The sequence below is a fragment of the Streptomyces sp. NPDC043896 genome (genome assembly GCF_056435605.1).
The window spans coordinates 386284-409782 of sequence record NZ_JBWKEE010000003.1 but is presented as its reverse complement, the minus strand read 5'-3'; the positions used below and the strand labels follow the sequence as shown (position 1 = coordinate 409782).

Annotated in this window: 20 protein-coding genes; 8 read left to right on the top strand and 12 right to left on the bottom strand. The window is 76.2% G+C overall.

All coding sequences use genetic code 11. From position 1 onward, the window contains the following. The first annotated feature begins 28 nt into the window (after window positions 1-28). Together AC069X_RS06490 and AC069X_RS06485 are read left to right on the top strand one after the other, a co-directional pair. Entirely contained in the window at window positions 29-742 is a 714-nt protein-coding gene (locus AC069X_RS06490; protein ID WP_478725728.1) for a hypothetical protein, read from the top strand. After that, window positions 739-1017, top strand: coding sequence for a hypothetical protein (locus AC069X_RS06485; RefSeq protein ID WP_478725726.1), 279 nt, complete (start codon window positions 739-741; stop codon window positions 1015-1017). The genes AC069X_RS06490 and AC069X_RS06485 overlap by 4 nt, the downstream gene beginning before the upstream one ends. Here AC069X_RS06485 and AC069X_RS06480 read toward each other — a convergent pair. Beyond that, the gene (locus tag AC069X_RS06480; protein WP_478725724.1) at window positions 1003-2400 is read right to left on the bottom strand and encodes a GntT/GntP/DsdX family permease; all 1398 of its coding nucleotides are present in this window, start codon (window positions 2398-2400) and stop codon (window positions 1003-1005) included. The genes AC069X_RS06485 and AC069X_RS06480 overlap by 15 nt on opposite strands. Next, complete coding sequence (locus AC069X_RS06475; RefSeq protein ID WP_478725792.1) at window positions 2397-2897, bottom strand: gluconokinase; 501 nt, start codon at window positions 2895-2897, stop codon at window positions 2397-2399. Before AC069X_RS06475 ends, AC069X_RS06480 begins: the two co-directional genes overlap by 4 nt. A 151-nt stretch (window positions 2898-3048) precedes the next feature. On the opposite strand from AC069X_RS06475, the gene AC069X_RS06470 reads away from it, so the two are divergent. Next, the gene (locus tag AC069X_RS06470) at window positions 3049-3777 is read left to right on the top strand and encodes a FadR/GntR family transcriptional regulator (RefSeq protein ID WP_478725723.1); all 729 of its coding nucleotides are present in this window, start codon (window positions 3049-3051) and stop codon (window positions 3775-3777) included. Window positions 3778-3825: 48 nt separating this feature from the next. Here the strand turns inward: AC069X_RS06470 and AC069X_RS06465 are convergent, their stop codons facing one another. After that, the gene (locus tag AC069X_RS06465; RefSeq protein WP_478725721.1) at window positions 3826-5763 is read right to left on the bottom strand and encodes an ABC transporter ATP-binding protein; all 1938 of its coding nucleotides are present in this window, start codon (window positions 5761-5763) and stop codon (window positions 3826-3828) included. Between the two features lie 139 nt (window positions 5764-5902). Between AC069X_RS06465 and AC069X_RS06460 the strand changes: the two genes are divergently transcribed. Further along, complete coding sequence (locus AC069X_RS06460; protein WP_478725719.1) at window positions 5903-7954, top strand: AMP-binding protein; 2052 nt, start codon at window positions 5903-5905, stop codon at window positions 7952-7954. On the opposite strand, the gene AC069X_RS06455 is transcribed toward AC069X_RS06460, so the two are convergent. Beyond that, window positions 7909-9861: a GNAT family N-acetyltransferase gene (locus AC069X_RS06455; RefSeq protein ID WP_478725717.1), complete on the bottom strand. Its 1953-nt coding sequence runs from the start codon at window positions 9859-9861 to the stop codon at window positions 7909-7911. The two genes, AC069X_RS06460 and AC069X_RS06455, sit on opposite strands and share 46 nt — an antisense overlap. A 105-nt stretch (window positions 9862-9966) precedes the next feature. Here AC069X_RS06455 and AC069X_RS06450 point away from each other — a divergent pair, with 105 nt between their 5' ends. Both AC069X_RS06450 and AC069X_RS06445 read left to right on the top strand, forming a co-directional pair. Continuing rightward, the gene (locus tag AC069X_RS06450; RefSeq protein WP_467890804.1) at window positions 9967-10389 is read left to right on the top strand and encodes a DUF350 domain-containing protein; all 423 of its coding nucleotides are present in this window, start codon (window positions 9967-9969) and stop codon (window positions 10387-10389) included. Window positions 10390-10572: 183 nt separating this feature from the next. Next, entirely contained in the window at window positions 10573-11298 is a 726-nt protein-coding gene (locus tag AC069X_RS06445) for a dienelactone hydrolase family protein (protein WP_478725790.1), read from the top strand. A gap of 61 nt (window positions 11299-11359) precedes the next feature. On the opposite strand, the gene AC069X_RS06440 is transcribed toward AC069X_RS06445, so the two are convergent. Next, the gene (locus AC069X_RS06440) at window positions 11360-12571 is read right to left on the bottom strand and encodes a pyridoxal phosphate-dependent aminotransferase (RefSeq protein ID WP_478725714.1); all 1212 of its coding nucleotides are present in this window, start codon (window positions 12569-12571) and stop codon (window positions 11360-11362) included. A gap of 94 nt (window positions 12572-12665) precedes the next feature. Between AC069X_RS06440 and AC069X_RS06435 the strand changes: the two genes are divergently transcribed. Beyond that, window positions 12666-13307 carry a winged helix-turn-helix transcriptional regulator gene (locus tag AC069X_RS06435; RefSeq protein ID WP_478725713.1) on the top strand — a complete coding sequence of 214 codons (642 nt, stop codon included), beginning with the start codon at window positions 12666-12668 and terminating at the stop codon, window positions 13305-13307. A gap of 83 nt (window positions 13308-13390) precedes the next feature. Here the strand turns inward: AC069X_RS06435 and AC069X_RS06430 are convergent, their stop codons facing one another. From AC069X_RS06430 to AC069X_RS06410, 5 genes are all read right to left on the bottom strand, one after another. After that, window positions 13391-14611, bottom strand: coding sequence for an acyltransferase family protein (locus AC069X_RS06430; RefSeq protein WP_478725711.1), 1221 nt, complete (start codon window positions 14609-14611; stop codon window positions 13391-13393). After that, window positions 14608-15651, bottom strand: a complete 1044-nt coding sequence (locus AC069X_RS06425) for an alpha/beta hydrolase (RefSeq protein WP_478725709.1) — start codon at window positions 15649-15651, stop codon at window positions 14608-14610. Before AC069X_RS06425 ends, AC069X_RS06430 begins: the two co-directional genes overlap by 4 nt. A 247-nt stretch (window positions 15652-15898) precedes the next feature. Further along, on the bottom strand, window positions 15899-17074 hold the full coding sequence (locus AC069X_RS06420; protein ID WP_478725707.1) for a UDP-N-acetylglucosamine--N-acetylmuramyl-(pentapeptide) pyrophosphoryl-undecaprenol N-acetylglucosamine transferase: 1176 nt from the start codon (window positions 17072-17074) through the stop codon (window positions 15899-15901). 282 nt (window positions 17075-17356) lie between these two features. Beyond that, window positions 17357-18037, bottom strand: coding sequence for a response regulator (locus AC069X_RS06415; protein WP_478725705.1), 681 nt, complete (start codon window positions 18035-18037; stop codon window positions 17357-17359). Next, the gene (locus AC069X_RS06410; protein ID WP_478725703.1) at window positions 18034-19458 is read right to left on the bottom strand and encodes a sensor histidine kinase; all 1425 of its coding nucleotides are present in this window, start codon (window positions 19456-19458) and stop codon (window positions 18034-18036) included. The genes AC069X_RS06415 and AC069X_RS06410 overlap by 4 nt, the downstream gene beginning before the upstream one ends. 375 nt (window positions 19459-19833) lie before the next feature. On the opposite strand from AC069X_RS06410, the gene AC069X_RS06405 reads away from it, so the two are divergent. Continuing rightward, a complete protein-coding gene (locus AC069X_RS06405; protein WP_478725701.1) occupies window positions 19834-20229 on the top strand; it encodes a hypothetical protein in 396 nt (131 codons plus the stop codon). On the opposite strand, the gene AC069X_RS06400 is transcribed toward AC069X_RS06405, so the two are convergent. Then, window positions 20183-21571: a hypothetical protein gene (locus AC069X_RS06400; protein ID WP_478725699.1), complete on the bottom strand. Its 1389-nt coding sequence runs from the start codon at window positions 21569-21571 to the stop codon at window positions 20183-20185. The genes AC069X_RS06405 and AC069X_RS06400 overlap by 47 nt on opposite strands. 23 nt (window positions 21572-21594) lie before the next feature. Then, complete coding sequence (locus tag AC069X_RS06395) at window positions 21595-23163, bottom strand: FAD-binding oxidoreductase (protein WP_478725697.1); 1569 nt, start codon at window positions 23161-23163, stop codon at window positions 21595-21597. Window positions 23164-23499: the final 336 nt, after the last annotated feature.

Genomic DNA, 23499 nt, shown 5'->3' with positions numbered 1-23499 from the left:
CACCGCACGCAGCACCCGCGAGGAACCCATGCCCGACGCCGCGACCGCCCTGGCCACCGAACCGGACGCCGCCACGCTCGACGCCCTGTGCCGGGACCTCGCCGAGGCCGCCGACGCCGTCGGCGAGGCCGCCCGCTACGCCTCCGGGCTCGCCCTCGGCCCCCGCCTCACGGCGGGAGCGCTCACCGGGCGGGGCGGCAGCCGCCGCCGCGCCTGGCGGACCCTGCTGCGCACCCTCACCGACCCCGCCGGGCTCGGCTGGGCCCCGCGCGGCCGCGGGCTCGCCCGGGCCGGATGGCTCGCCGGGATCCTGCGCGGCCGGGAGAGCCTCGCCGTCAGCACCGCCGTCTGCGGGCTGAAGGGCCGGATCCGTGCCGCCGCCGCGGGCCGCCCCGAACTGCTCGCCGACCCGGGCTGCGCCGCCGTGCTGCGCGCCGTCGCGGAGGACCGCCAGGCCGACGCGGCCCGCGCCTTCCGGGCGCTGCTGCGCGAGCGGGGCGCCGGGCAGGCCTTCGCCCTGCTGACCCCGGTCTTCGCGGACGTCCTCGCCTGGCACGCCCTCACCGACGAGAACCCCTTCAACGACCACGCGGGCTGGCAGGTGGCCACCGGCCGCGCCGTCACCGCCGAACCCCTGCTGGGCCTCGGCGCCGCCCTGCGGGCCTTCTGTTCCCGCGGCCCCGGGCCGGGCGGGCCCCTCCCGCTCCCCGGAACCGCCCCGGCCTCCCGGAGGAACCCGTGAGCGACTGCCCCCTGCTCAGCCGGCCCGCCCCGTCGGAGGGGCTGCGCACCCACTCCGCCGCGCTGCGCTCCCACGCCAGGAGACTCCGGGCGGGGGCGGCGGCCCTGGAGTGGCACGGCCGCGAGGCCGACGTGTTCCGCGCCGAGGTCGCCGCCCTCGCCGACCGCTGCGCCCGCGCCGCCGAAGGCCTCGCCCTCGCGGCGGCCCAGCTGGAGGGCCCGCAGCCCCGGCGCCGCCGGCCCCGGCCGGGCCCGGCGCGGTCAGAGGAGGAGTGACAGCAGCAGGACGAAGCCCAGGCCGACCACCGAGATGATCGTCTCCATCACCGACCAGGTCTTCAGGGTCTGCCCGACGCTCAGCCCGAAGTACTCCTTGACCAGCCAGAACCCGGCGTCGTTGACATGGCTGAAGAAGAGCGAGCCCGCTCCGATCGCCAGCACCAGCAGCGCGGTCTCCGTGCTGGACGAGCCCGCGGCCAGGGGCGCCACCAGGCCGGCAGCCGAGATGGTGGCGACCGTGGCCGAGCCGGTGGCCAGCCGGATGGCGACCGCGATCAGCCAGGCCAGCAACAGGGCCGGGACGGCCCAGTCCTCGGAGAGGTCCAGGACCATCCGGCCCACGCCCGCGTCGATCAGCGTCTGCTTGAAGCCGCCGCCCGCGCCCACGATCAGCAGGATCCCCGCGATCGGGGCGAGGGACTTCTCCACCGTGGACGACAGCCGCTCCCGGGTGAACCCGGCGGCCCGGCCGAGGGTGAACATCCCGGTCAGGACGGCCGTGAGGAGGGCGATCAGCGGGGATCCGATGACGTCCGCGGCCTTCTGCACGCCGCTCGCGGGGTCGTCGACGACGATGTCGACCAGGGCCTTGACCAGCATCAGCGCCACCGGGAGCAGCACCGTGAAGACCGTCGCCCCGAACCGGGGGCGGTGTGCGGGCTCCGCCGCCGGACGCTCGGGGACCATGTCTTCCGGCACCGGGACGTCGACCCAGCGCGCGGCGTACCGGGAGAACAGCGGCCCGGCGATCACCACCGTCGGTATCGCCACGAGCACCCCGAGGGCGAGGGTGAGGCCCAGGTCGGCGCGGAGCGCGTCGATGGCGACCAGAGGTCCGGGGTGCGGCGGGATCAGCCCGTGCATCACGGACAGGCCGGCCAGCGCGGGCACGCCGATCCGCATCAGGGAGTAGCGGCCGCGCCGGGCGACGAGCAGCACCACCGGGATCAGCAGCACGATGCCGACCTCGAAGAAGAGCGGAAGCCCGATCACCGAGGCGATGAGCACCATCGCCCAGGGCATGGCCCGGCCCCGCGCGCGGGCGAGGATCGTGTCGACGATCTCGTCCGCCCCGCCCGAGTCGGCCAGGAGCCTGCCGAGGACCGCGCCGAGGGCGATGAGGACGCCGACGCCCGCGACGGTGGAGCCGAGGCCCGCGGTGAAACTGGCGATCGTCTTGGCCGGCGGGGCGCCGGCGAGGGAGCCGAGGGCGAGCGAACCGACCGTCAGGGCCAGGAAGGCGTGCATCTTCAGACGGGTGATGAGCAGGACGATGACGGCGATGCCCGCGAGGACGGCGATGCCCAGCTGGGCGTCGCCCGCCGAGGTGATGGGTCCGGGGGCGGCCGCCGCCAGAGTCTCCGCGCTGAGACCGGTCACGATGAGGTTCCTCGGCTCTCGAACGCTCGGAGGGCGTCCAGCGCCCGTTCGGTGATTTCCTCGGGCGTGCCGGCGATGGAGACGGCGGTCCCGCGTTCGCCGGAGTGCAGCGGTTCGAGCGCGGTGAACTGGGAGTCCAGCAGGGAGGCGGGCATGAAGTGGCCCGTGCGGGCCGCCATCCGCTGCTCGACGAGCGGCCGTTCCCCGGTGAGGTGGACGAACACGGCGTCCGGGGCGGCCGCGCGCAGGCGGTCGCGGTAGGCGCGCTTGAGGCAGGACGCGGCGATCACGCCGCCGCCCTGTCCGGCCCGGTCGCGGATCCACTCGCCGATGGCGTCCAGCCAGGGCCGGCGGTCGGCGTCGTCCAGCGGGGTGCCGGCCGACATCTTGGCCACGTTGGCGGCCGGGTGGAAGGCGTCCCCTTCCGCGTACGGGAGGCCGAGTGCCTCCGCGAGCAGTCGGCCCACGGTCGTCTTGCCCGTGCCGGCGACGCCCATCACCACGATGACGCGCTGGGAGCCCACGTCGTACCTCGCTGTCCTCGTCTGCTGGGGCACCACTGAAGCGCATTAAGTAGTACTTATTCAAGGGTCGGAGGCCGAAACGTCACATCTTTTGACGTCCGGGGTGTCACCGTACGCTTACGCCATGACCACCGAAGGCAGTCCGGGCAGTCCCGGCGGTTCCGGCTCAGGACTCCACTCCCAGGTGCTGGACACCCTCGGGCTCGCGATCACGGCGGGCGAGTACCCGCCCGGCAGTGTCCTGCGCACGGACGGGATCGCCGGGCGTTTCGACGCCTCCCGCACCGTGGTCCGGGAGGTGGTCCGCGTCCTGGAGTCGATGCAGCTCGTCGAGTCCCGCCGCCGGGTCGGGGTCACCGTCCGCCCCGCCGAGGAGTGGAACGTCTACGACCCGCGCGTCATCCGCTGGCGCCTCGCGGGCGCCGACCGCCCCCGCCAGCTGCGCTCGCTGACCGTCCTGCGCTCCGCCGTCGAACCCGTCGCCGCCGGACTCGCGGCCGCCCACGCCACCCCGGAACAGTGCGAGCGGCTCACCGGGGCCGCCCTCGGCATGGTCCGCACCTCCCGCGGCCACCAGCTGGAGGGCTACCTCCACCACGACATCGCCTTCCACCGCACGGTGCTGGAGGCTTCCGGCAACGAGATGTTCGCCCGCCTCGGGGATGTCGTCGCCGAGGTCCTCACCGGCCGCACCGAGCACGCCGTGATGTTCCACGACCCCGACCCGGCCGCCGTCACCCTCCACGTGCGGGTCGCCGAGGCGGTCCGGGAGGGCGACGCGGCGGCCGCCGAAGCCCTGACCCGCCGGATCGCCCTCGGCGCCCTGGAGGAACTGGACGTACTGGCCCCCTGACCGGGCGCGTGCGCCGGGGCTCCGGGGGCACCGCCGCCCCGGGGCTCCTCAGGGCCGGGCCGCCGGACCGTGCGCACGGACGAGTGACCCGGCCGCGGGCCCCGGCGGGACTGCCACGTCGTCGCCGCGCGTGGCGAACTGGGTCCGGTACAGCTCGGCGTAGCGGCCGCCCGCCGCGAGCAGTTCGGGGTGCGTGCCGCGCTCCACGATCCGGCCGCCCTCGACCACCAGGATCAGGTCGGCGGCCTGGACCGTGGACAGCCGGTGGGCGATCACCACGGCGGTCCGGCCGTCCAGGGCCTCCGCCAGCGCCTCCTGCACGGCCGCCTCCGAGGTGGAGTCCAGGTGGGCGGTGGCCTCGTCGAGGATCACCACCCGCTGGCGGGCCAGCAGCAGCCGGGCGATGGTCAGCCGCTGCCGCTCCCCGCCCGACAGCCGGTAGCCGCGCTCGCCGACGACGGTGTCCAGGCCGTCCGGGAGGGAGGCGACCAGCCCGTCCAGGCGGGAGCGGCGCAGGGCGTCCCACAGTTCGTCCTCGGACGCCCCGGGCCGGGCCAGCAGCAGGTTGGACCGTACGGACTCGTGGAAGAGGTGCCCGTCCTGGGTGACCATGCCGAGGGTGTCGCGGATCGAGTCGGCCGTGAGGTCCCGTACGTCGACACCGCCCAGGCGGACCGCGCCCGCGTCGGCGTCGTACAGGCGCGGCAGCAGCTGCGCGATGGTCGACTTGCCGGCGCCGGAGGAGCCGACGAGGGCGACCATCTGGCCGGGTTCGGCCCGGAAGGAGACGTCGTGGAGCACCTGGGCGCCGCCCCGGGCGTCGAGGACGGCCACCTCCTCCAGGGAGGCGAGCGAGACCTTGTCGGGGGAGGGGTAGCCGAAGGAGACCCCGTCGAACTCCACCGACACCGGGCCCGCGGGCACCTCGACGGCGTCCGGCTTCTGGGCGATCAGCGGTTCGAGGTCGAGGATCTCGAAGACCCGCTCGAAGCTGACCATGGCGCTCATCACCTCGACGCGGGCCCCGGCCAGCGCGGTCAGCGGGGCGTACAGCCGGGTCAGCAGCAGCGCCAGGGCGACGACCGAGCCGGCCTCCAGGGTGCCGCGCAGGGCGAACCAGCCGCCCAGGCCGTAGACCAGGGCGAGCGCCAGGGCGGAGACCAGGGTGAGGGCGGTGATGAAGGCCGACTGGGCCATCGCCGTACGGATCCCGATGTCCCGGACCCGGGCCGCGCGGGCCGCGAACTCGGCGGACTCGTCCGAGGGCCGCCCGAACAGCTTGACGAGGGTCGCGCCCGGGGCGGAGAAGCGTTCCGTCATCTGCGTGCCCATCGCCGCGTTCAGGGCCGAGGCCTCCCGCTGCATCCCCGCCATCCGGGAGCCCATCCGCCGGGCCGGCAGGACGAACACCGGCAGCAGCACCAGCGCGAGCAGGGTGATCTGCCAGGAGATGGTGAGCATCACGCCCAGCGTCAGCAGCAGGGTCACCACGTTGGACACCACCCCGGAGAGGGTGTTGCTGAAGGCCCGCTGCGCGCCGATCACGTCGTTGTTGAGCCGGCTGACCAGCGCGCCCGTCCGGGTCCGGGTGAAGAAGGCGACCGGCATCCGCTGGACGTGGTCGAAGACGGCCCGGCGCAGGTCGAGGATCAGCCCCTCGCCGAGGGTGGCGGACAGTTTGCGGGTCAGCAGGCCCAGCCCGGCCTCCGCCACCGCGATCACCGCGATGAGCAGGGCGAGCCGGACGACCCCGCCCTCGTCCCCCTGCCCGACGATGGTGTCCACGATCCGGCTGGCCAGCAGCGGGGTGGCCACCGCCAGCAGCGCGCCCACCACGCTGAGCAGCAGGAAGAGGGTGAGCCCGCGCCGGTGCGGGCGGGCGAAGGAGGCGATCCGGCGCAGGCTCGCCCGGGAGAACGGGCGGCGGTCCTGCTGGGCGTTGATCGCGCTGTGCAGCGAGTGCCAGGCGGTGATTTCCATGTCCATGACTCCACGCTAAAACCTCAACCAAACTTCAGGTCAAGGAATCGGTCCGGAGTCACTTCCTCGGGCGTCCAACTCGTGTCCCTTCCACGGAACTTCGGGATCCCCGGGCGCTGTCGGCGCCCGGTGGCATCATCGGGGAATGACGCAGCCACCGCAGTCATCACAGCCGGACCGCCCCGCCGGCCCGGACCGTCCGGCCCGCTCCGCCGGGGACACCGTCCTCGACCGCTTCGCCCACTGGGCCCGCCTGGCCCCGCAGGCCCCCGCCCTCCTCACCGGCGACGAGGCCGTCTCGTACGCCGCGCTCGACGCGGAGTCCGGCCGGCTGGCGCGGCGCATGGCCGACGCGGGCCTGGCCCCGGGCGGCCTCGTCGCCCTCGCCCTGCCCCGGCAGCGGGAACTCGTCACGGCCCTGCTCGCCGTCCTCAAGGCGGGCGGGGCCTACGCCGTCGTCAACGCCGCCGACCCGCGGGGAGGACGCGCGCAACTCGCCGCCCTCGCACCGGACCTCCTCGTCGCCCACCCCGCCGACGAGGCCCGCCTCCACGCCGCCGAGGACACCCGGATCCTGCACCCGGCCGAAGCCGTGCCCGCCCCGCGACCCGCCGACGCGGACGGCCCCGTCCCCGGACGCACCCCCGCCAACGGCACCGCGGCCGTCCTGTTCACCGGCGCGGCCACACCCCGCCCCGTCCCCGTCGGCCACGCGCTGCTCCTCGCCGCCCATGAGGCCTGGGCGGAGGCGGCCCGGCTGACCCCGCAGGACCGGCACCTGTTCACCGGCGGCCCGGACACCACCCCCTTCGCCGCCGGCTGGACCCGGGCCCTGTGCTCCGGCGGCGCCCTCGTCCTGCCCGAGGGCGCCGCCTGGCGGCCCGGGGAAGCGCGCCGCGCCGTGCGGGACGCACAGGCCGGCGTGGTCCACACCGACCCGGCGGGCGCCGCCGAACTGCTCCTCGCGGAGGAGCCCCCGGGCCCCGCCGCCGTCCCGGCCCGCCGCGAACCCGACGCCGAACTCCGCTCGCTGCGCCTGCTCGCCGTCAGCGGGGACCGGCTCTACCTCGACGAGCAGATCGCCCTGCAGGACCGGCTGCGCCCCGGCGCGCGCGTCCTCAACGTCTACGCCCTCACCGAGGCCGCGGGCACCGGCGCCTGGTTCGAACTGCCGCAGCTGCCCCGCCCGCTGGACGACCCGGAACGGATCTCCCTGCTCGGCACCGCCTTCCCCGGCTGCCGGATCCTGCTGCGCGACGGGGAGGTCCTCCTGGAGCCGCCCGGCGGGGGAGACGCGGTACCCACCGGGGACCGCGGGGTGCTGCGCCCTGACGGGCTCCTGGAGTTCGGTGGCAGGATCCGCGACCGAATCGAGTCGGGGGACGGCGGCCGGCTCGACCCGTACCCCCTGGAGTCCGCGATCCGTACGCACCCCGGGGTGGGCACCGCCCTGGTCGCCCGCGTGCCCGTGCCCGGGGGCGGGGAGCGGCTCGTCGCGTACGTCGCCCCGCCACCCGGCACCCCGGCCGACGCCCTGCCGAACGCCGCCCGGCTGCGGGAGCACCTGAAGGGGGTGGCGCCCGCCGCGGAGGCCCCCCGCGCGGTGATCCGGATGCGCGCCCTGCCCCGCACCCGAGCCGGCCGCGAGGACCGCACGCAGGTACCGCGGCCGCCGCTGCTGCTGGCCCCCGTGGCCGGGAGCCGGGGTAGCGGCAAGTACGGGGGCGCCGCGCGCGCCGGCACGGCCGGGAGCGAGCCCGTCGTGCCGCTCGCCTTCGCCCTGGGCTGCGGGGCGCCGCTCCTGGGGCTCCTCAGCCGGGTCCTCACGGGCGTCATCTGGCCCGGATCGACCGACCTCACCGGCGTCCCGAACCCGTGGGCCCTCCTCTTCTGGATCCTCTACCTCTGCGAGTGCCTCGCCTTCGGGGCCGGGGTGATGTTCCTCTTCACCGGACGCGGGCCGATGCTGGCGCAGGGGCGCGGACGGCGCATCACCACCGCCGCCCACCTGGCGATCGCGTACCTGCTCATCGCCTGGTGGCCGCAGGACAACTTCTACCGGCTGGCGGCCAAACAGGACTGGCCGCGCCAGGCCGCCCTCGTCTACGCCTTCAACGTCCCGCTCATGATCGCCGCCGTGGTCGTGGCCCTCTACGCCACCCGGAAGCCGGCCAGCCCGTTCGACTTCGACGACTGACCGGGGGCGGGGACGGGAGCGGGAGCGGCGCCCCCGGGGACCGGGGACTCCGCCCCGCCCCCCGGTCCCGCCGCCAACGCCGCCCCGCCCCCCGGTCCCGCCGCGAACTCCGCCCCGCCCCCCGGTCCCGCCGCGAACTCCGCCCCGAAGCCGGAACCGGCCGCCAGGGCCCGCTCCCGCACCAGCGCCTCGGCCGCGTCCAGCGCCCCGGCGTCGTGCGCGGCCACCAGCACGCCCAGCCACGGCGCCGGGTCGAAGGCGCCCGTCGGGATCGCCGGCACGAACACCGCCCCGAGCCGCGCACAGCCCCGCGCCAGCTCCGCGCACAGTTCCTCCAGTTGCGCGTCGGGCAGCCGCGCGCCCAGCTCCACCCGGTCGGCGATCCGTACGAGGTGCCCCGCGCCCCGCAGTTCGTCCAGCCGGGCCGCCACCATGAAGGCCGCCGAAGGGCCGGTCAGCCGCAGGTTGGCCTCGGTCGGCGCGAGCCGTCCCGCCGCGTCGCAGACGAAGTCCACGTCGAACCAGCCCCGGTGGCCGGCCGCCGCCAGCTCCCGGCCCACCGCCGCCCCGAAGGCCAGCAGCGGCCCCGCCAGGCGGTCGGGCACCACCCCGGGCCCGACCGTCGCGCCCCGGTACCCGCCGTCCGCCACGTCCATCACCGCCGCGCCGACCTCGTGCGCCCGGCCCGCCCCGTCCACGAACCCGTCGTAGGTCAGGTCCCGCGGAACGTGCGCGTCCGCCGGGCCGTGCACGTACTCCTCCAGCAGCAGCGGCCCGCGCGGCAGCCGCCGCAGTACGGCCCGGGCGCCTCCGGCCGCCTCGACGTCCCCGGCGGTGACCACCGCGGTGCCCGAACCGCCGACACCGTGCTCCGATTTGAGAACGGTGCTCTCGCCCGCCCGGGCCCGCGCCGCCAGCAGCCGGACGGCCGTCCGCCGGGTCGGGGCCCGCCACTGCGCGGGGAGGGTGATCCCCGGGTGCCCGCCGCCCGCCAGGATCCGCCCGAACAGGCCGTGCGCCGCCGACTTCGACTCGTACCGCAGTTCGCCCGGCCGCCACGGCAGGCCCGCGAGGCGCGCGTACGGCCCGGTCCGCCCCCACGGCACGAGGGGCAGCCCGCGTTCCGTCACCCGCCGCGCCAGCGACGGCCGGGCCGACACGGCGTCCGACAGCCCCGCACCCCGCTCCAGGAGCCCGTCGTACACCTCGACCTCCGGACCCCAGCCCAGCTGCCTCCCGACCAGCTCGACCCAGCCCGGGGGCACCGGCCGGGGCAGCACCAGGGCCGCCGGGTACGGGCTGTAGAACGCGGCGAGGCAGGCGTAGTCGTGCGCGGCCCGCTGCTCCCCGCCGAGGGAGGCGTCGGCGAACTGGACGTTGAACTCGGCGACGTTCCCCACGTGCACCGCCGGGACCCCGCCCGTCCAGGCCCGCGCCCAGCCGGCGAGCGGAACGGGGGCCGCCGCGAAGCGGACGAGCCCCTCCGGGGACGCGCCGGGGCGCTCGACGGCGCCCATCGCGCGGTAGAAGCCCGCCGCGTGCGGATCGGAGTCGATCAGCAGCCGGCGGAACCCCAGGCCGGCGGCCCGGCGCAGCGCGTCCCGGTACAGCAGCCGCCCGGTGCCGAGCCCGATGGACCGGGGCTCCACGAACAGCAGCCCGAGCCGCGCCGCCGGCTCCCCTCCGGGGTCCCCGGCGTCTTCCAGGGAGGCCAGGCCCAGCAGATCCCCCCGTCCGTTTTCGGCCACCGTGATCCGCCGGGCGGCGAGCTCGTGCTCCCGTACGGCGAGCTGCGGCGCGCACGCGGCGAGGAACCCGGCGTCGTACCCCCAGTGCGCCTTGGACCGCATCACCAGCGCGGTCAGCGCCGCGGCCTCCCCGGCCCGCGCGAACCTGACCTTTGCCATTTCCTGACCTCCCCATGGTCCGGGGCGGGGCCGTGCGATAGATTCGGCCTCCCCACGGCACGTCCTGGCACATCTTTTCCCACCCACGCGGAGACAGGCTTCTCAATGAGCGACATCGTCAACGGACTTGGCCGTACCAGCGCCTACGGCGCCCTCGGCCTGGTGCTGCTGATCCTCGGCATCGTCCTCGTGGACGTGCTGACGCCCGGGAAGCTCCCCAAGCAGATCTGGGAGGAGCGCAACCGCAACGCGGCCCTCCTGCTCAGCTCCGCGCTCCTCGGCATCGGCGGCATCGTCTTCACCTCGATCTGGACCACCTACGAGGACTTCGGCAAGGGCCTGCTGTCCACGGCCGCCTTCGGTGTCCTCGGCCTGGTCCTGATGGCCGTGGCCTTCCTGGTGCTCGACCTGGTGACCCCGGGCAAGCTCGGCGCCATCGTGGTCGACCCCGAGCCGCACCCGGCCGTGTGGGTCACCGCCTCCTGCAACCTCGCGGTAGCCGCCGTCGTCGCGGCGTCCATCGCCTGACCGGCGACGGCACCACACGACGAGAGCGCCGCTCCCCTCGGGGAGCGGCGCTCTCGTCGTGTGGGCGAGCGGCCGCCAGCGGGCGGGGAACGCAGGTGAGGCGGTCGGGACGGACCGCCGTCCGCCATCGGTGAACACCACCCCGAGCGGGCGCAACGGTCACTACCGTCCCGTCACATGACGATGGCGACGGTCACCACGCGTACGGTCGAGTACCCGGCCGGCAACCTGACGATGGTCGGACACCTCGCGCTCCCGGCCGGTAGCGAGCGCCGGCCGGCGGTCCTGCTCGGACCCGAGGGGGTGGGGCTCAGCGACGTCGACCGCCGCCGGGCCGAGGCCCTGGCCGGGCTGGGGTACGTGGCGCTGGCCTTCGACCTCCACGGCGGGCGCTATCTGGAAGACCCGGAGGACATGCTGGCCCGTTGCATGCCGCTGCTCGCCGACCCCGACCGGTTGCGGGGAATCGGTCATGCCGCGCTCGACGTGCTGCGCGGCGAACCACGGGCGGACACCGACCGGATCGCCGCCGTCGGCTACGGCACCGGGGGCGCGGTCGCGCTGGAACTCGGGCGTGACGGCGTCGGCCTGCGCGCGATCGGGACGGTCAACGCGCTGACCACGGGCCGCCCGGGCGAGGCGGCACGCATCCGCTGTCCGGTGTGGGCCGGGGTCGGGTCGGAAGACCCGATCATGCCGCCCGCCCAGCGGGACGCCTTCGCCGCGGAGATGCAGGCCGCGGGGGTCGACTGGCGCATCGTGGTCTACGGAGGGGCCCTGCACGCCTTCCACCACCCACCGGTCGGCCACACCGTCCGTCCCGGCGTCGGCCACCACCCGCGGCACGCACAGCGAGCCTGGCGTGACGTCGTCGCGCTGCTCGCCGAGTGCCTGCCCGTCACGGAGTGATCCGGCCGGTTCACCCCCCGGCAACGGCACACCGGTCGCGGCACGGCCGCCCCCCGGGGCCCTACTGCCGGTAGCCGCTGAGGAACCGGCCGATCCGGCTGATCGCCGCGTCCAGGTCGTCGGCGTACGGCAGGGTCAGGATCCGGAAGTGGTCCGGGCGCGGCCAGTTGAAGCCCGTGCCCTGGACGACCTGGATCTTCTCCCGCAGCAGCAGGTCGAGCACGAACCGCTCGTCGTCGTGGATCGGGTGCACCTTCGGGTCGATGCGCGGGAAGGCGTACAGGGCGCCCTTGGGCTTCACGCAGGACACGCCGGGGATCTCGTTCAGCTTCTCCCAGGCCCGGTCGCGCTGTTCCAGGAGGCGGCCGCCCGGGGCGGTCAGCTCGTGGATGGACTGGCGGCCGCCCAGCGCGGCCTGGATGGCGTACTGGGCCGGGGCGTTGGCGCACAGCCGCATGGAGGCGAGCATGGTCAGCCCCTCCAGGTAGCTGCGGGCGTGCTGCCTGGGCCCGCTGACCACGAGCCAGCCGGAGCGGAAGCCCGCCACCCGGTACGTCTTCGACAGCCCGCAGAAGGTGAGGACCACCAGGTCGGGGGCGAGGGCGGCGGCGCTGTGGTGGACCGCGTCGTCGTACAGGATCTGGTCGTAGATCTCGTCGGCGAAGACCATCAGCCCGTGGCGGCGGGCGAGTTCCAGGATGCCTTCGAGGACTTCCTTAGGGTAGACGGCGCCCGTGGGGTTGTTGGGGTTGATGATGACCACGGCCTTGGTGCGGTCCGTGATCTTGGACGCCATGTCGTCCAGGTCCGGGTACCAGTCGGCGGACTCGTCGCAGACGTAGTGGACGGCCTTGCCGCCGGCGAGGGTGGTGACGGCGGTCCACAGCGGGAAGTCCGGGGCGGGGATGAGGACCTCGTCCCCGTCTTCCAGGAGCGCCTGCACGGCCATGGAGACCAGCTCGGACACGCCGTTGCCGAGGAAGACGTCGTCCACCGTCACGTCCGTCAGGCCGATGGCCTGGTAGCGCTGGACGACGGCCCGGCGGGCGGAGAGCACCCCGCGCGAATCGGTGTACCCGTGGGCCTTCGGGAGCATCCGGATCATGTCCTGGACGATCTCCTCCGGCGCCTCGAAGCCGAACAGGGCCGGGTTGCCGGTGTTGAGGCGGAGCACGCTGTGACCGGCCTCCTCAAGGGCGTTGGCGTGCTCGATCACCGGGCCCCGGATCTCGTAGCAGACCTCGCTCAGCTTGCTCGACTGCCGGAACTCCATGCCGTGCCCTCCCTGTTCCCGTACGCCGGACCTCTTGCTTGGTTTTACCAAGCAAGAGCTTGGAAAGTCCAACATGTTGTCTAGACTGCGCTGCATGTCACCTCGTCAGCCACGCCGTCGAAGCTACGACCAGTACTGCGCCTCGGCCCGCGCCCTGGACGCGGTCGGGGACCGCTGGACCTTGTTGATCGTCCGGGAACTGCTGGCCGGGCCCCGCCGCTACACCGACCTGCACGCCGACCTGCCGGGCGTCTCCACGGACGTACTCGCCGGCCGGCTCAAGGACATGGAGGCGCAGGGCCTCGCCACCCGCCGCAAGCTCCCCCCGCCGGCGGCCGCGACGGTGTACGAACTGACCGAGCGCGGCGCCGGACTGCTGCCCGTGCTGACCGCGCTCGCCGCATGGGGCGCCCCCGACCTCGCCGAACGCCGCCCCACCGACGCGCTGCGCGCCCACTGGTACGCCCTGCCCCTGCTGCGCCGCCTCCCGGCGGTGCAGGGCCCGGCCGTCGTCGACGTGGCCCTGGACGAGGGGGTGTTCCACGTCCGCCTCGGCGGCGGGGGTCCCGCGTACGGCGACGGGCCCGCCGGGGCGCCGGACGCCCGCCTCGAACTCGACGCCGACACCTGCCGGGAGCTCGCCGAGGGGGTGCTCGACGTGCCGGAGGCCGTCGCCGAGGGCCGCCTCCGGGTCCACGGCGACGGCCCGGTGGCGGCCGCGCTGCGCGGCCACTGACCCCGGCTGCCGGCCCCGGCCGCCGACTCCGGCCGCCGACTCCGGCCGCCGAAGTCGGCCGCTGCCCCGGCCGCGACCCCGGCCTACGCCAGGCCCAGCGCGAACACCGCGAAGCCCGCCGCCAGCAGCCCCGCCACGGTACGGCGTACCGCCGGGGCCCGGCGCCCGCGGGCCGGAGCGGCCTCGAAACGGCGCGCGTACCGGGCGATGACGGCGAACAGCAGCGCGAACACCGGCAGCCACGCCGCCCGCGCCGCGAGCCAGCCGAGGGTGTCGGGCGCCGTCGTCAGCCCGGCCACCTCACCCGTGAACGAGGCGGGGACGGCGGCCGCCAGCATCGCGGTCTGGTGCCAGCACAGGACCGTCATCGCCGACAGGTTGACCACCACCACCGGCGCCCACAGCACGGGCCGGGCCAGCAGCCCCGCCAGCCGGTCCCGCAGCAGGATCGCCGCACCCGACTGCGCCGAGGCCAGCGCGAGCACCAGCAGCGACGGCGGGTGCGAGTTGGTCCGCGCCTCACCGGGGACGCCGACCATCGACGCCGGGTAGTCGAAGCCCAGCAGCAGGACCGCGAACAGCGCCGTCCCGCCCGCCAGCAGGAGCCACGCCCCGCGCCGCCCGATCCGCCGCTCGCCCCAGTCCACGCCCAGCTGGTACGCGAACAGCCAGCCCGGCAGGACGTTCAGCACGGCCAGCCAGGACGGCACCGACGCGGAGAAGGGCCCGTACCGCAGGAAGTCCACCAGCGCGACCGAGCCGAGCAGCGGTGCCGCCGCCCAACCCCCGAGCCGCCGCCCCGCCCGCACGCAGTACGGGGTCAGGGCCGTCACCACCGCGTACACCCCGACGAACCACAGCGGCTGGACCACCAGCGTGGCCCCCGTCCGCAGGGTGGTCTCCGGCACGCCCGCCGCGTACAGCAGGGGCGCGGCCAGCGCCCACACCGCCGTCACCCCGAGGACCGGCCGCCCCAGCCGGACCATCCGCCCCTTCAGCCAGGCCCCGGCCGAGCCGGCGCGGCGGTGGTAGGAGAGCACCGAGGCGTAGCCGCCGACGAGGAAGAAGACGCCGAGCATCTGGAGCACCCAGCTCGCCGGCGCGAGGGCGCCGAAGGAGGACAGCGGGCTCGCGTTGTGCAGGCCGCCCTCCGCGTCGAGGGTGAACCCGCCCAGCAGCCAGTGCCCGATGGGCACCGCCAGCAGGGCCAGCGCGCGCAGACCGTCGACGGCCCGGTCCCGGTGGGCGGGGGTCTGGCGGTCGATCCGGTCCGCCGCGCCCCGCAGCGGCGTCAGCGCCCTCATCGGACCTCCCCCTTCGCGATCGCGGCGAACGCCTCCAGGGAGCGGGTGCCGGGCGCGAAGTAGCCGGTGTGGCCCCGCACGTCCCCGGCCGGCACAGGGCGCGCACCGAAGGCGGGGGAGGCCGGGTCGGCGCCGTGCCCCAGGCCGGCGAACTCGACGTTCGGCACGTCCGCGATCCAGTCGGAGGGCCCGCGGGCCGCCCAGACGCGGGCCCGGGTGCCCAGGCCCGCCGCGCTGCCGGCGCGCATGCCGGGGGATCCGAGGGCGACGACGTCGGCGGCGTCCGTGTGCCGGGCCGCGAGCCCGCAGACCACCGAGCCGTAGCTGTGGCAGAACAGCACCGGGTCGGGCGCGCCGACCGCGTCCAGTCCGGCGGTGAATCGGGCCAGGCGGACCGCGCCGGCTTCGGCCAGCCGCCCGCCGGCCGCGTCCAGGCCCACCCCCACCGGGGTGGTGTAGCCCGTCCACGCGATGACGGCGGTGGCGTCACCGGCGGCCGCCCGCAGCGCCCGCGCCATCCCGGCCGGACCGGTGTGCGGGGCCCGTGCGGCGTCGTGCGAGGAGGCGTCGTTGTCCGACCCCGGTACGACCACCGAGACGTGGGCCGCCCGCTCCAGGTCCCCGAACACCTCGGCGACCTGCCCCCGCCCGCGCGGGTCGAAGGCCAGGACCTGCCGGCCGGGCCCGGCGAGGGAGGCGTAGCGGGGATCACCCGTGGCGAGGACGGCCACCCGGTTGGCCTCGTACCGCAGGGGGAGCGGCGCCCCCTCCAGATTGCCGACCACGAGCGGGTGTGCCCGTACCAGCTCCCGGCGCGCCGGCCCGTCCAGCCCGGCGAAGAACCGTGCCACCTCATACGGGGAAGCCCCCTGCGGATCGGGCAGCGGCCGCCCGCCCACCGAGTCGGCCCGCCAGGCGGCGGTCCCGGGCGGCGGCCCGGTGACGGCCGGCCGGCTGTCGCCCGTGGCCCATCCCGCGGTCCCCGCGACGACGGCCACCGCCAGCGCGGCCGTGACGACCGTCCTCCCGAAGCGGCGCATGCCCCTCCCCCTTCTCCTCGTGCCGGCCCCGGCGGGCCCGTGACGAGGAGGAAGGTAGGAAGGAGGTACCCGGCCGCACGTCGGACCGGAGAGCCAACCCGGATGTCATACCGGGGTAGGGGGTGGAGGAGACCAGGGGCCGGCGCCCGTGCGGCCCGGACGCGCGAAGGGGACACCCGCCGCCGCATCCGGTCCACGTCATGACGGATGCGCTACGGGTGCCCCCTGGGCGGGTGTGCGGACGGCGTCAGCGCGCGGCCGCCTCCAGCAGGACGTCCACCAGGCGCTCGGCGGCGTCCGGGCGGCCGTACGCGCGGGCGCGGTCGGCCATGTACGCCCGGCGGCTGGGGTCGGTCAGGAGCGGGCCGATCGCGTCGGCCAGGCTCTGGCCGGTGACCTCGCCGAGCAGGGCGACGGCGGCGCCCGCGTCGGCCAGGTGCTGCGCGTTGTGCGCCTGCTCGTTGCCGGCGGAGGTCGCCAGCGGGACGAACACCGCCGGCTTGCCCAGCGCGGTGAGCTCGGCCAGCGTGCCGGCCCCGGACCGGGACAGCACCACGTCGGCGAGCGCCAGCACGTCCGGCAGCTCCGGGCCGACGAAGCCCGTCACGTGGTAGCGGCCCGCCAGGACCGGGTCCAGCCCGGAGGCCGCGTAGCGCAGCTCGTCGACGTTGGCCGGGCCGCACTGGTGGATCACGTTGGCGTGGCTCAGCAGCCAGGGGAGCACCTCGCGCACCACGCCGTTGATCTGCTGGGCGCCCTGCGCGCCGCCCGTGACGTAGACGGTCGGCAGGCGGCGGTCGAAGCCGGTGAGGTTCAGGGCGTGCACGGCCTTGTCGGGGTGCCCGCTCAGCACCTCCGGGCGGACCGGGTTGCCGGTGACGACCGCGCGCTCGCGCACCTCGGCGGGCAGCAGCGGGAGCGAGGACTCCGAGGACACGGCGATGCGCGTGGCCGACCCGGCGAGCTTCCGGTTGGCCAGGCCGAGCCGGACGGTCTGCTCGTGCAGCACCAGCGGACGCTTGCACATCCGCGCCGCCAGCCCGGCGGGCACCGCGACGTACCCGCCGGTGGCCAGGACCACGTCCGGGGCGAACTCGGAGACGATCGTGCGGGCCTGGGCCACACCGAGCGGCACCTTCGCCATGTCCTTCATGTTCGCCGCGGAGAGCATCTTCAGCGGGTTCGCCGAACGGCGGATCTTCCCGGTCGCGACGGTCTTGAACGCGATCCCCTCGGCGGGGGCGACCCGCGCCTCCAGGCCGTCGGCGGTTCCGATCCACAGCACGTCGAGGGTGCTGCCGACGGCCGCGAGGCGGCCCTGCAGGGTACGGATCGCGGTCAGGGCGGGGTAGGTATGGCCACCGGTCCCGCCACCCGTGACGAGCAGCCGGAAGGAAGGGGGAAGCGCGGAAGAAAGGTTCACCCGGCCACCCTAACCGTGGCACCGGAGACCGCGACACCCGCCACGTCCCACCCCGCCCCGGCCGCTCCCGGCCGCAGCGGACACGAACGCCCCTCCCAGGTCAGCGGCCGGCCCGCACGTCCCGATGACGGTCCGTCGGATCCCGGGACGGGCCGGCACCGCGCACGCAGGCGCGGGAGCCGGGTGCCGTCACGGCGCCGCCGGCCCCGGCCAGGCCGCAGGCCGTCCAGAGCGGCACCCGCAGCACCGGACGCGGGCCGTACCGCACCACCGCCCCCCGGGCTAGGCCGTGTCGCCCGGGCGGACCAGGCCCGCCTCGTACGCGAAGATCACCGCCTGGGCCCGGTCGCGGAGGTCCAGCTTGCCCAGCACCCGGCCGATGTGCGTCTTCACCGTCTGTTCCGCCAGGACCAGGTGGGCGGCGATCTCCTGGTTCGACAGCCCCAGCGCGATCAGCTCGAGCACCTCCGTCTCGCGCGGGGTCAGGCCGTTCAGCCGCAGCGCCGGATCCCTGCGCGGTGCCGGCCGCTGCCGCACGAAGTCCGCGATCAGCCGACGGGTCACCGAGGGCGCCAGCAGCGCCTCGCCCGAGGCGACCACGCGGACCGCCGCGATCAGGTCCGCCGGCGGGGCGTCCTTCAGCAGGAACCCGGACGCGCCCGCGCGCAGCGCCTCGTACACGTAGTCGTCGATGTCGAAGGTGGTCAGCATCAGCACCTTCGGCCGGTGCGTCACCCCCGGCGGAGGGTCCAGCAGCTCGCGGGCCGCCGAGAGCCCGTCCAGCTCGGGCATCCGTACGTCCATCAGCACCACGTCCGGGTGCACCGTGCGCGAGACCCGCACCCCCTCGCGGCCGTCGGGGGCCTCGCCCACCACGTCGATGTCGGGCTGTGCCGCCAGCAGCGCGGCGAAACCCGCCCGCACCATGGCCTGGTCGTCGACGATGATCACGCGAATGGTCAACTGGGGTCCTCGGCAGTGGGGTCGGGGGGAGCGTCGAGGGGGAGGCGGGCGGCGACCCGGAACCCGCCCTCGGGCAGCGGACCCGCGTCCAGGGTCCCGCCGGTCAACCGTACGCGTTCGCGCATCCCCACCAGCCCGTGCCCCGTGCCGGAACCCTCCAGCTCCACCACCGCCTCCCGGGCCGGACCGTTGACCACCAGGACCAGTACCTCACCGCCCTCGCCCTCCCCGGACGAGCCCTCCCCGGACGAGCCCTCCCCGGCCGCGCGCGCCACCGACACCCGGGTCCGCGCGCCCGGCGCGTGCCGGACCACGTTGGCCAGGGCCTCCTGCACGATGCGGTACGCCGACAGGTCCACGGCCGGCGGCACCACCGCCCCGGCCAGCTCCGCCGCCAGCGAGTACTCCACCGGCTGCCCGGCCCGTACGGTCGCCTCCACCAGCTGCTGGATCCGCGCGATGCCCGGCTGCGGCGCCCGCTCCCCGCCGGCGCCGCCGGAGCCGTTGGCGTCACCCCGCAGCACCGTCAGCAGCCGCCGCATCTCGCCCAGCGACTCGCGCGCACTCGCGGCGATGGCCGAGAACTCCTCCCGCACCGGCTCCGGCATGCCGGGGAGCCGGTAGGGCGCCGAATCCGCCTGCACCGTGATCACCGACATGTGGTGCGCCACCACGTCGTGCAACTCCCGCGCGATCCGGGCCCGTTCCTCCAGCAGGGTGCGCCGGGCCCGCTCCGCCTCGCTGATGCTCTCCTGCTCGGCGATCCGCTGCCGCGCGTCGCCCAGCCCGCGCAGCGCGCCGGCCAGCGCCAGCACGGTCCCGGCCAGCACGAACACCAGCGCCACCGTGTTCGTCACCCCGCCCGGGTCGAAGAAGCCGAGCAGCACCCCCACCACGCCCGTCGCCAGCCACACCCGCACCAGCACCCGGACGGGCTCGCGCAGCCCCAGGCACAGCATCAGCACCAGGTACCCGACCACCGCCATCGGCGTCCACGGCCAGGAGTGCCCGGCCAGCCGGTCGGCGCCGGCCAGCAGCACCACCGCCCCGGCCACGTCCGCGAGCAGCACCACGCCCCAGGCAGCCAGCGGACGCGACACCGCCAGCAGCAGCGGCACGGTCTGCGCCACGCCCAGGGCCCCGGCCCAGCCGCCGTCCAGCGCGTAGTCGTTGGTCAGCACCGCGATCGTCGACGGCAGCAGCGACATCACGAACACCGCCGTGACGGCGAAGGGCAGCATCCGCTGCCAGAGCCTGGGGGCCCGCGCGAACAGCGGCTCACCCGCCCGCGCCGGCGTCCGCAGCGCCACGGCGAGCTGGGCGAGGGCGCCGGGTCCGCGGGGCTCGCGGCTCCCCCCGCCCGCCCGGTCCTTCGCGCCCGCCTTCCGCGCACGGGCCGGTCTGCGCACTCTGATGCTCATGGTGTGACCAGCCTAGGACACGGCCCCCGGGCCGAACCGGGTCCCGCCGCACGAGACTTGTTCCCGTGACCTCCGACGGGGAGCCCGCCCTCGCCCGACCGCCCTCGGCCTGCTCGCCGCCCGACAGTCCTCGGCCTGGTCGCCGCCCGGACCGCGCACGGTCCGGAGGAGGCCGCCACTCTGGCCGGATCGTCCCGCACCCGCGTCCCCGGACCGCGCGCCCGCCACCCCTGGACACCCGACCGGATGTGGCGGAGCGTCACCGGGGTCGACGGCCGCGCGCCCGCCACCGCCGACGCCCTCACGGGCGCCGTGGCGCGCCGGATCCACCGCCGCCGCCTCGTTCCCCCGGCGGGTCCCGCTCGTTGAGCGGGCATGGAGCTGCTGCCGACCATCGCGGCGCCGGGCGTCGGTGAACGGGCCGACGCCGCGGCCGATGCCGCCTGCCACCTCTACGACGCCGTCGCGCCCTGGAGCGGCGGGGGACCCGGGGGGTGGAGCCGGACGGCCGCCGAGGACGCCGTCGAGACCATCGAGACCACCGCTCACGCCCTCGCCGGTGCCCACCCGCGCGCCGAGGTGATCCTCGCGCCGGTGCACGCGGCCCTGGCGGACCTGCGCCGCCAGCTCGCCCTCGCCCCGGCCGACCCGCTGACCGCCGGAGGGGTCCCGGTGACGCCCCGCACGGTCGGCAACCCGCGCCGCACCCGCTGGGTGCGGGTGCTCACTGCGCCTGGGCCCCGGCAACCGCCGTCTGGTACAGCTTCCTGATCTCCGCGCCGAAGTAGGAGCTGTACGAGGTGTCCGCGGTGGGCCCGCCCGTCTTCCAGCCGCCGATCACCCCGACCACGTCCCCGGTCTGGGTCTGCGTGTTGAAGCGCGCGAGGAAGGGACCGCCGCTGGTCCCGCCCGGATAGCCGGTGCAGTCGATCTTCAGGAACGATCCGGGGCTCTTCGGGTCCTTGCTGGTGAACTTCGTCGTCCGGTTCACGCACAGGCGGGGTCGCGCGGCCGCCGCCGGGTGGCCGATCAGCGTGACCTTGGGGTGGGTGAAGGAGGCCCCGGTGACGAGCCGGTTGCCGCCGACGACGTCCTCCACCGGGAGCCCGTCGGCACCCGGTCCCACCTGGGCGAAGGCCACGTCGAGGGTGGCCGCCCGGTCCGGCCCCTGGGTGCGGTAGCGGGGGGCGATCCACACCTTCGAGCGCCCCGAGGCGTCGCGCAGCACCGGGAAGAGCCCGTACGGACGCGGCTTCGCACGCGTGTACTGCGGGACGAAGGCCACCTGGCGGGTGTCCGTGCCGAGCAGGCAGTGCGCCGCGCTGAGCACCATGTCGCGGCGGGGTGAGGAGACCACGCTGGCGGTGCAGAAGTAGGCGCCGCCGCCCTGCATGACGAACATCCGGCCGACGACCGGGATCCCGTTGAAGTCCTGCCCGACTCCGGTCGTCGCGGGCACGGCCGCCGTGGCCGGCTCCGCGGGCCGCGCCGGGGCGGGGACGGGGGCGGGCACGGGAGCGGGCGCGGCCGTCGTGGCCGGCTCGGTCGACGGGGCCGGCGCCGGTACGGGCCCGGGGGCGGCGGCCCCCGGACCGGCGGCGGCCGGGGCGTCGGGGGCGGGGTCGGGGGCGTCGGGGGCGGGGGCCACGCCGGGGCCGGGCACGATGCCGCCCCCGGGGGAGAGCGGAGCGCCGGGCCGGTTCGGATCCGGCGGCGGCGCCGGGTCCGGGGCGGCCTCCGCGGCCGGGTCGGCCGCGGGATCAGCCAGCGGGTCCGCGGCGGGGTCTGTGGCCGGGTCCGCGGCCAGGTCCTCGGCCGGGGAGGGGGCCGTCGCCGGGGACGGCTCCGGGGTCGCCGGACCGTCCGCCGCCGCCGGAGCGGGGACGGCGGCCGGCCGTACGGGCCCGGCGCCCGGACCGGGCTCGGGGACCGGCAGCGCGGAGGCCATCCGGTCCTCCGTCCAGAACGCCGTGGCCTCCCGCGCCGACCAGCGCTCCGAGGCCGCCCCGGCCCGCTCGGCCTTCGCGACGGGCAGCGCCCCGCCCGGCAGCATCAGGGCGGCGGCCCCGGCCGCGGCGGCCGCGGCCGTCGCCACCGTCAACAAACGTCGCATGTCTCGCTCCTGTCGTGACTGCCCTAGACAGCCTGGGGGAAACGGAAGAGCCGGCCCGGGTCGTAGGCGCGCCTGACCTCCTCCAGCCGGGGGAGGTTCGGCCCGTAGTAGGCCTCGCGCCAGCCGGCCAGCTTCGGATCGGCGTAGTTCTGGTAGGCGCGGCCGCCCGCCCAGGGGCGCAGGTCCCGCCACAGCCCGTCGAGCCAGCCCTGGTGCCGGTCCACCTCGGCGGCCGTCGCGGAATCGGGCCAGTAGGCCAGGTACTGGGCCAGGAAGGCGCTGTCCCGGTGGACGAACGCGGTGGCGGCGCCGGGCACCCGGTTCACGGCCCCGCCGCACACCCCGTCGAACTGGACCACTCCGAAGCCGCCCCCCGGCGCCTCGCGCCCGTACCGCCGGACCGCGGCCAGCACCGCCGCCACCGCGGCCTCCGGAAGCCCGGCGCCGCCCCAGAAGTCGGAGCGGGCCGCGTACGAGTCCCGGCCGAGGCGCCCCAGCGGGTCCCGGCCGGGCAGCCGGCCCGGCAGCCGGCACTGGGCGGGAGTGCGGTCCGCGCAGCCGGCCATCGCCCGCACGGTGTCCCCGTGGCTCCGTACCACGATCCAGCTGTCCCGCGGCTCCGGCCCGACCAGGCCGGTCAGCCGGGTCAGTTCCCGCTCCAGCTCCGCCCGCCCGTCGAAGCACACCACCCTGACGGCGGGGACGGCGTCCCGGCCGGACTCCACCGTGAACTCCACCTGGCTCCAGAACGGGTCCGGCAGCGCGCCCAGCCAGCGCTGCCAGCCCCGTACCACCGCCGCCGAGTCCCCGCCGGGCCAGTGCAGTTCGGCGAAGGCGGCGTCCGAGACCGGATGGGTGCGCAGCCGGAACTCGGTGACCACGCCGAAGTTCCCGCCCCCGCCGCCGCGCAGCGCCCAGTACAGATCGGGGTCCCGGCCGGCGCCGACGTCCCGCACCACCCCGTCCGGGGTGACCACGCGGGCCCCGGAGAGCCGGTCGGAGGTGGTTCCGTACGCCCGCGAGCCCAGGCCCAGCCCGCCGCCGAGGGTGAGCCCCGCGATCCCGACGGAGGGGCACAGCCCGGCGGGGACGCCCAGGCCGCGCGCGGCGAGGGCCGCGTGCACCTCGGCGAGCCGGGCACCGGCCCCGACCCGCACCTCGTCCCCCTCGACCGCCACCGCCGCCATCGCCCCGGTGTCCACCACCAGCCCGCCGGCGACCGTGGACCACCCCGCATAGCCGTGGCCGCCCCCGCGCGGCACCACGGCGGCCGCGGAGCGGCGGGCGAAGCCGAGGCAGACGGCCACGTCCCCGGCGTGCGCCGGGTAGGCCACGGCCGCGGGCGCGACGGTGTCGTAGCGGGGCTGGAAGAGCCGGCGGGCCTCGGCGTAGTCCGCGTCCCCCGGCAGTACCAGCCGGCCGTCCATCCCCCGGGCGAGCGCGCCGAAGTCGGGCCCCGCCCCGCCGCCGGGGCGCGCGCCCCGCCGCGCGCCGCCGGAGGACCGGACGCCGTCCGCCCGCGCACCCGTTCCGCCGGCGGAGAGGAGGGCGGCGGCCGCGCCCGCGAGGACCAGGCGGCGTGGAAGGCTCATCCCTCCTTCCTGCCACCGCCGCGCCCGATCGCCGAGCAGGCGGGACCGCCGCACGCCGCTTCCCGCCCGAACGGACCACGGCCGCGCGCGGCACCGGGCACCAGCGGGCCCGGCCCGGGGGATGAACGTTCCGCCACCACCCGAGCAGCGGCAGCCGGACGGTCTGGCAGAGCTGACCCGCCCCCGGACACCCCGTGCGGGCGGGGCGGCGCCGCGTCCCCCGTCCCCGTCCGCCCGGCCGCCCACCGCGGGGGGGGGGGGGGGGGGGGTTTGGGGGGGGGGGGGGGAGGGGGGGGGGGAGGGGAAAAGGGGGGAGGAAGGAGACTACCATGTACT

Bases quoted from the DNA above. Each gene is read 5' to 3' on its own strand.
- AC069X_RS06410 (WP_478725703.1), bottom strand. From the start codon at position 19,458: ATGAGCATCAGAGTGCGCAGACCGGCCCGTGCGCGGAAGGCGGGCGCG.
- AC069X_RS06425 (WP_478725709.1), bottom strand. From the start codon at position 15,651: ATGCGCCGCTTCGGGAGGACGGTCGTCACGGCCGCGCTGGCGGTGGCC.
- AC069X_RS06490 (WP_478725728.1), top strand. From the start codon at position 29: ATGCCCGACGCCGCGACCGCCCTGGCCACCGAACCGGACGCCGCCACG.
- AC069X_RS06470 (WP_478725723.1), top strand. From the start codon at position 3,049: ATGACCACCGAAGGCAGTCCGGGCAGTCCCGGCGGTTCCGGCTCAGGA.
- AC069X_RS06450 (WP_467890804.1), top strand. From the start codon at position 9,967: ATGAGCGACATCGTCAACGGACTTGGCCGTACCAGCGCCTACGGCGCC.
- AC069X_RS06460 (WP_478725719.1), top strand. From the start codon at position 5,903: ATGACGCAGCCACCGCAGTCATCACAGCCGGACCGCCCCGCCGGCCCG.
- AC069X_RS06430 (WP_478725711.1), bottom strand. From the start codon at position 14,611: ATGAGGGCGCTGACGCCGCTGCGGGGCGCGGCGGACCGGATCGACCGC.
- AC069X_RS06440 (WP_478725714.1), bottom strand. From the start codon at position 12,571: ATGGAGTTCCGGCAGTCGAGCAAGCTGAGCGAGGTCTGCTACGAGATC.
- AC069X_RS06465 (WP_478725721.1), bottom strand. From the start codon at position 5,763: ATGGACATGGAAATCACCGCCTGGCACTCGCTGCACAGCGCGATCAAC.
- AC069X_RS06455 (WP_478725717.1), bottom strand. From the start codon at position 9,861: ATGGCAAAGGTCAGGTTCGCGCGGGCCGGGGAGGCCGCGGCGCTGACC.
- AC069X_RS06435 (WP_478725713.1), top strand. From the start codon at position 12,666: ATGTCACCTCGTCAGCCACGCCGTCGAAGCTACGACCAGTACTGCGCC.
- AC069X_RS06405 (WP_478725701.1), top strand. From the start codon at position 19,834: ATGGAGCTGCTGCCGACCATCGCGGCGCCGGGCGTCGGTGAACGGGCC.
- AC069X_RS06445 (WP_478725790.1), top strand. From the start codon at position 10,573: ATGGCGACGGTCACCACGCGTACGGTCGAGTACCCGGCCGGCAACCTG.
- AC069X_RS06400 (WP_478725699.1), bottom strand. From the start codon at position 21,571: ATGCGACGTTTGTTGACGGTGGCGACGGCCGCGGCCGCCGCGGCCGGG.
- AC069X_RS06475 (WP_478725792.1), bottom strand. From the start codon at position 2,897: ATGGGCGTCGCCGGCACGGGCAAGACGACCGTGGGCCGACTGCTCGCG.
- AC069X_RS06395 (WP_478725697.1), bottom strand. From the start codon at position 23,163: ATGAGCCTTCCACGCCGCCTGGTCCTCGCGGGCGCGGCCGCCGCCCTC.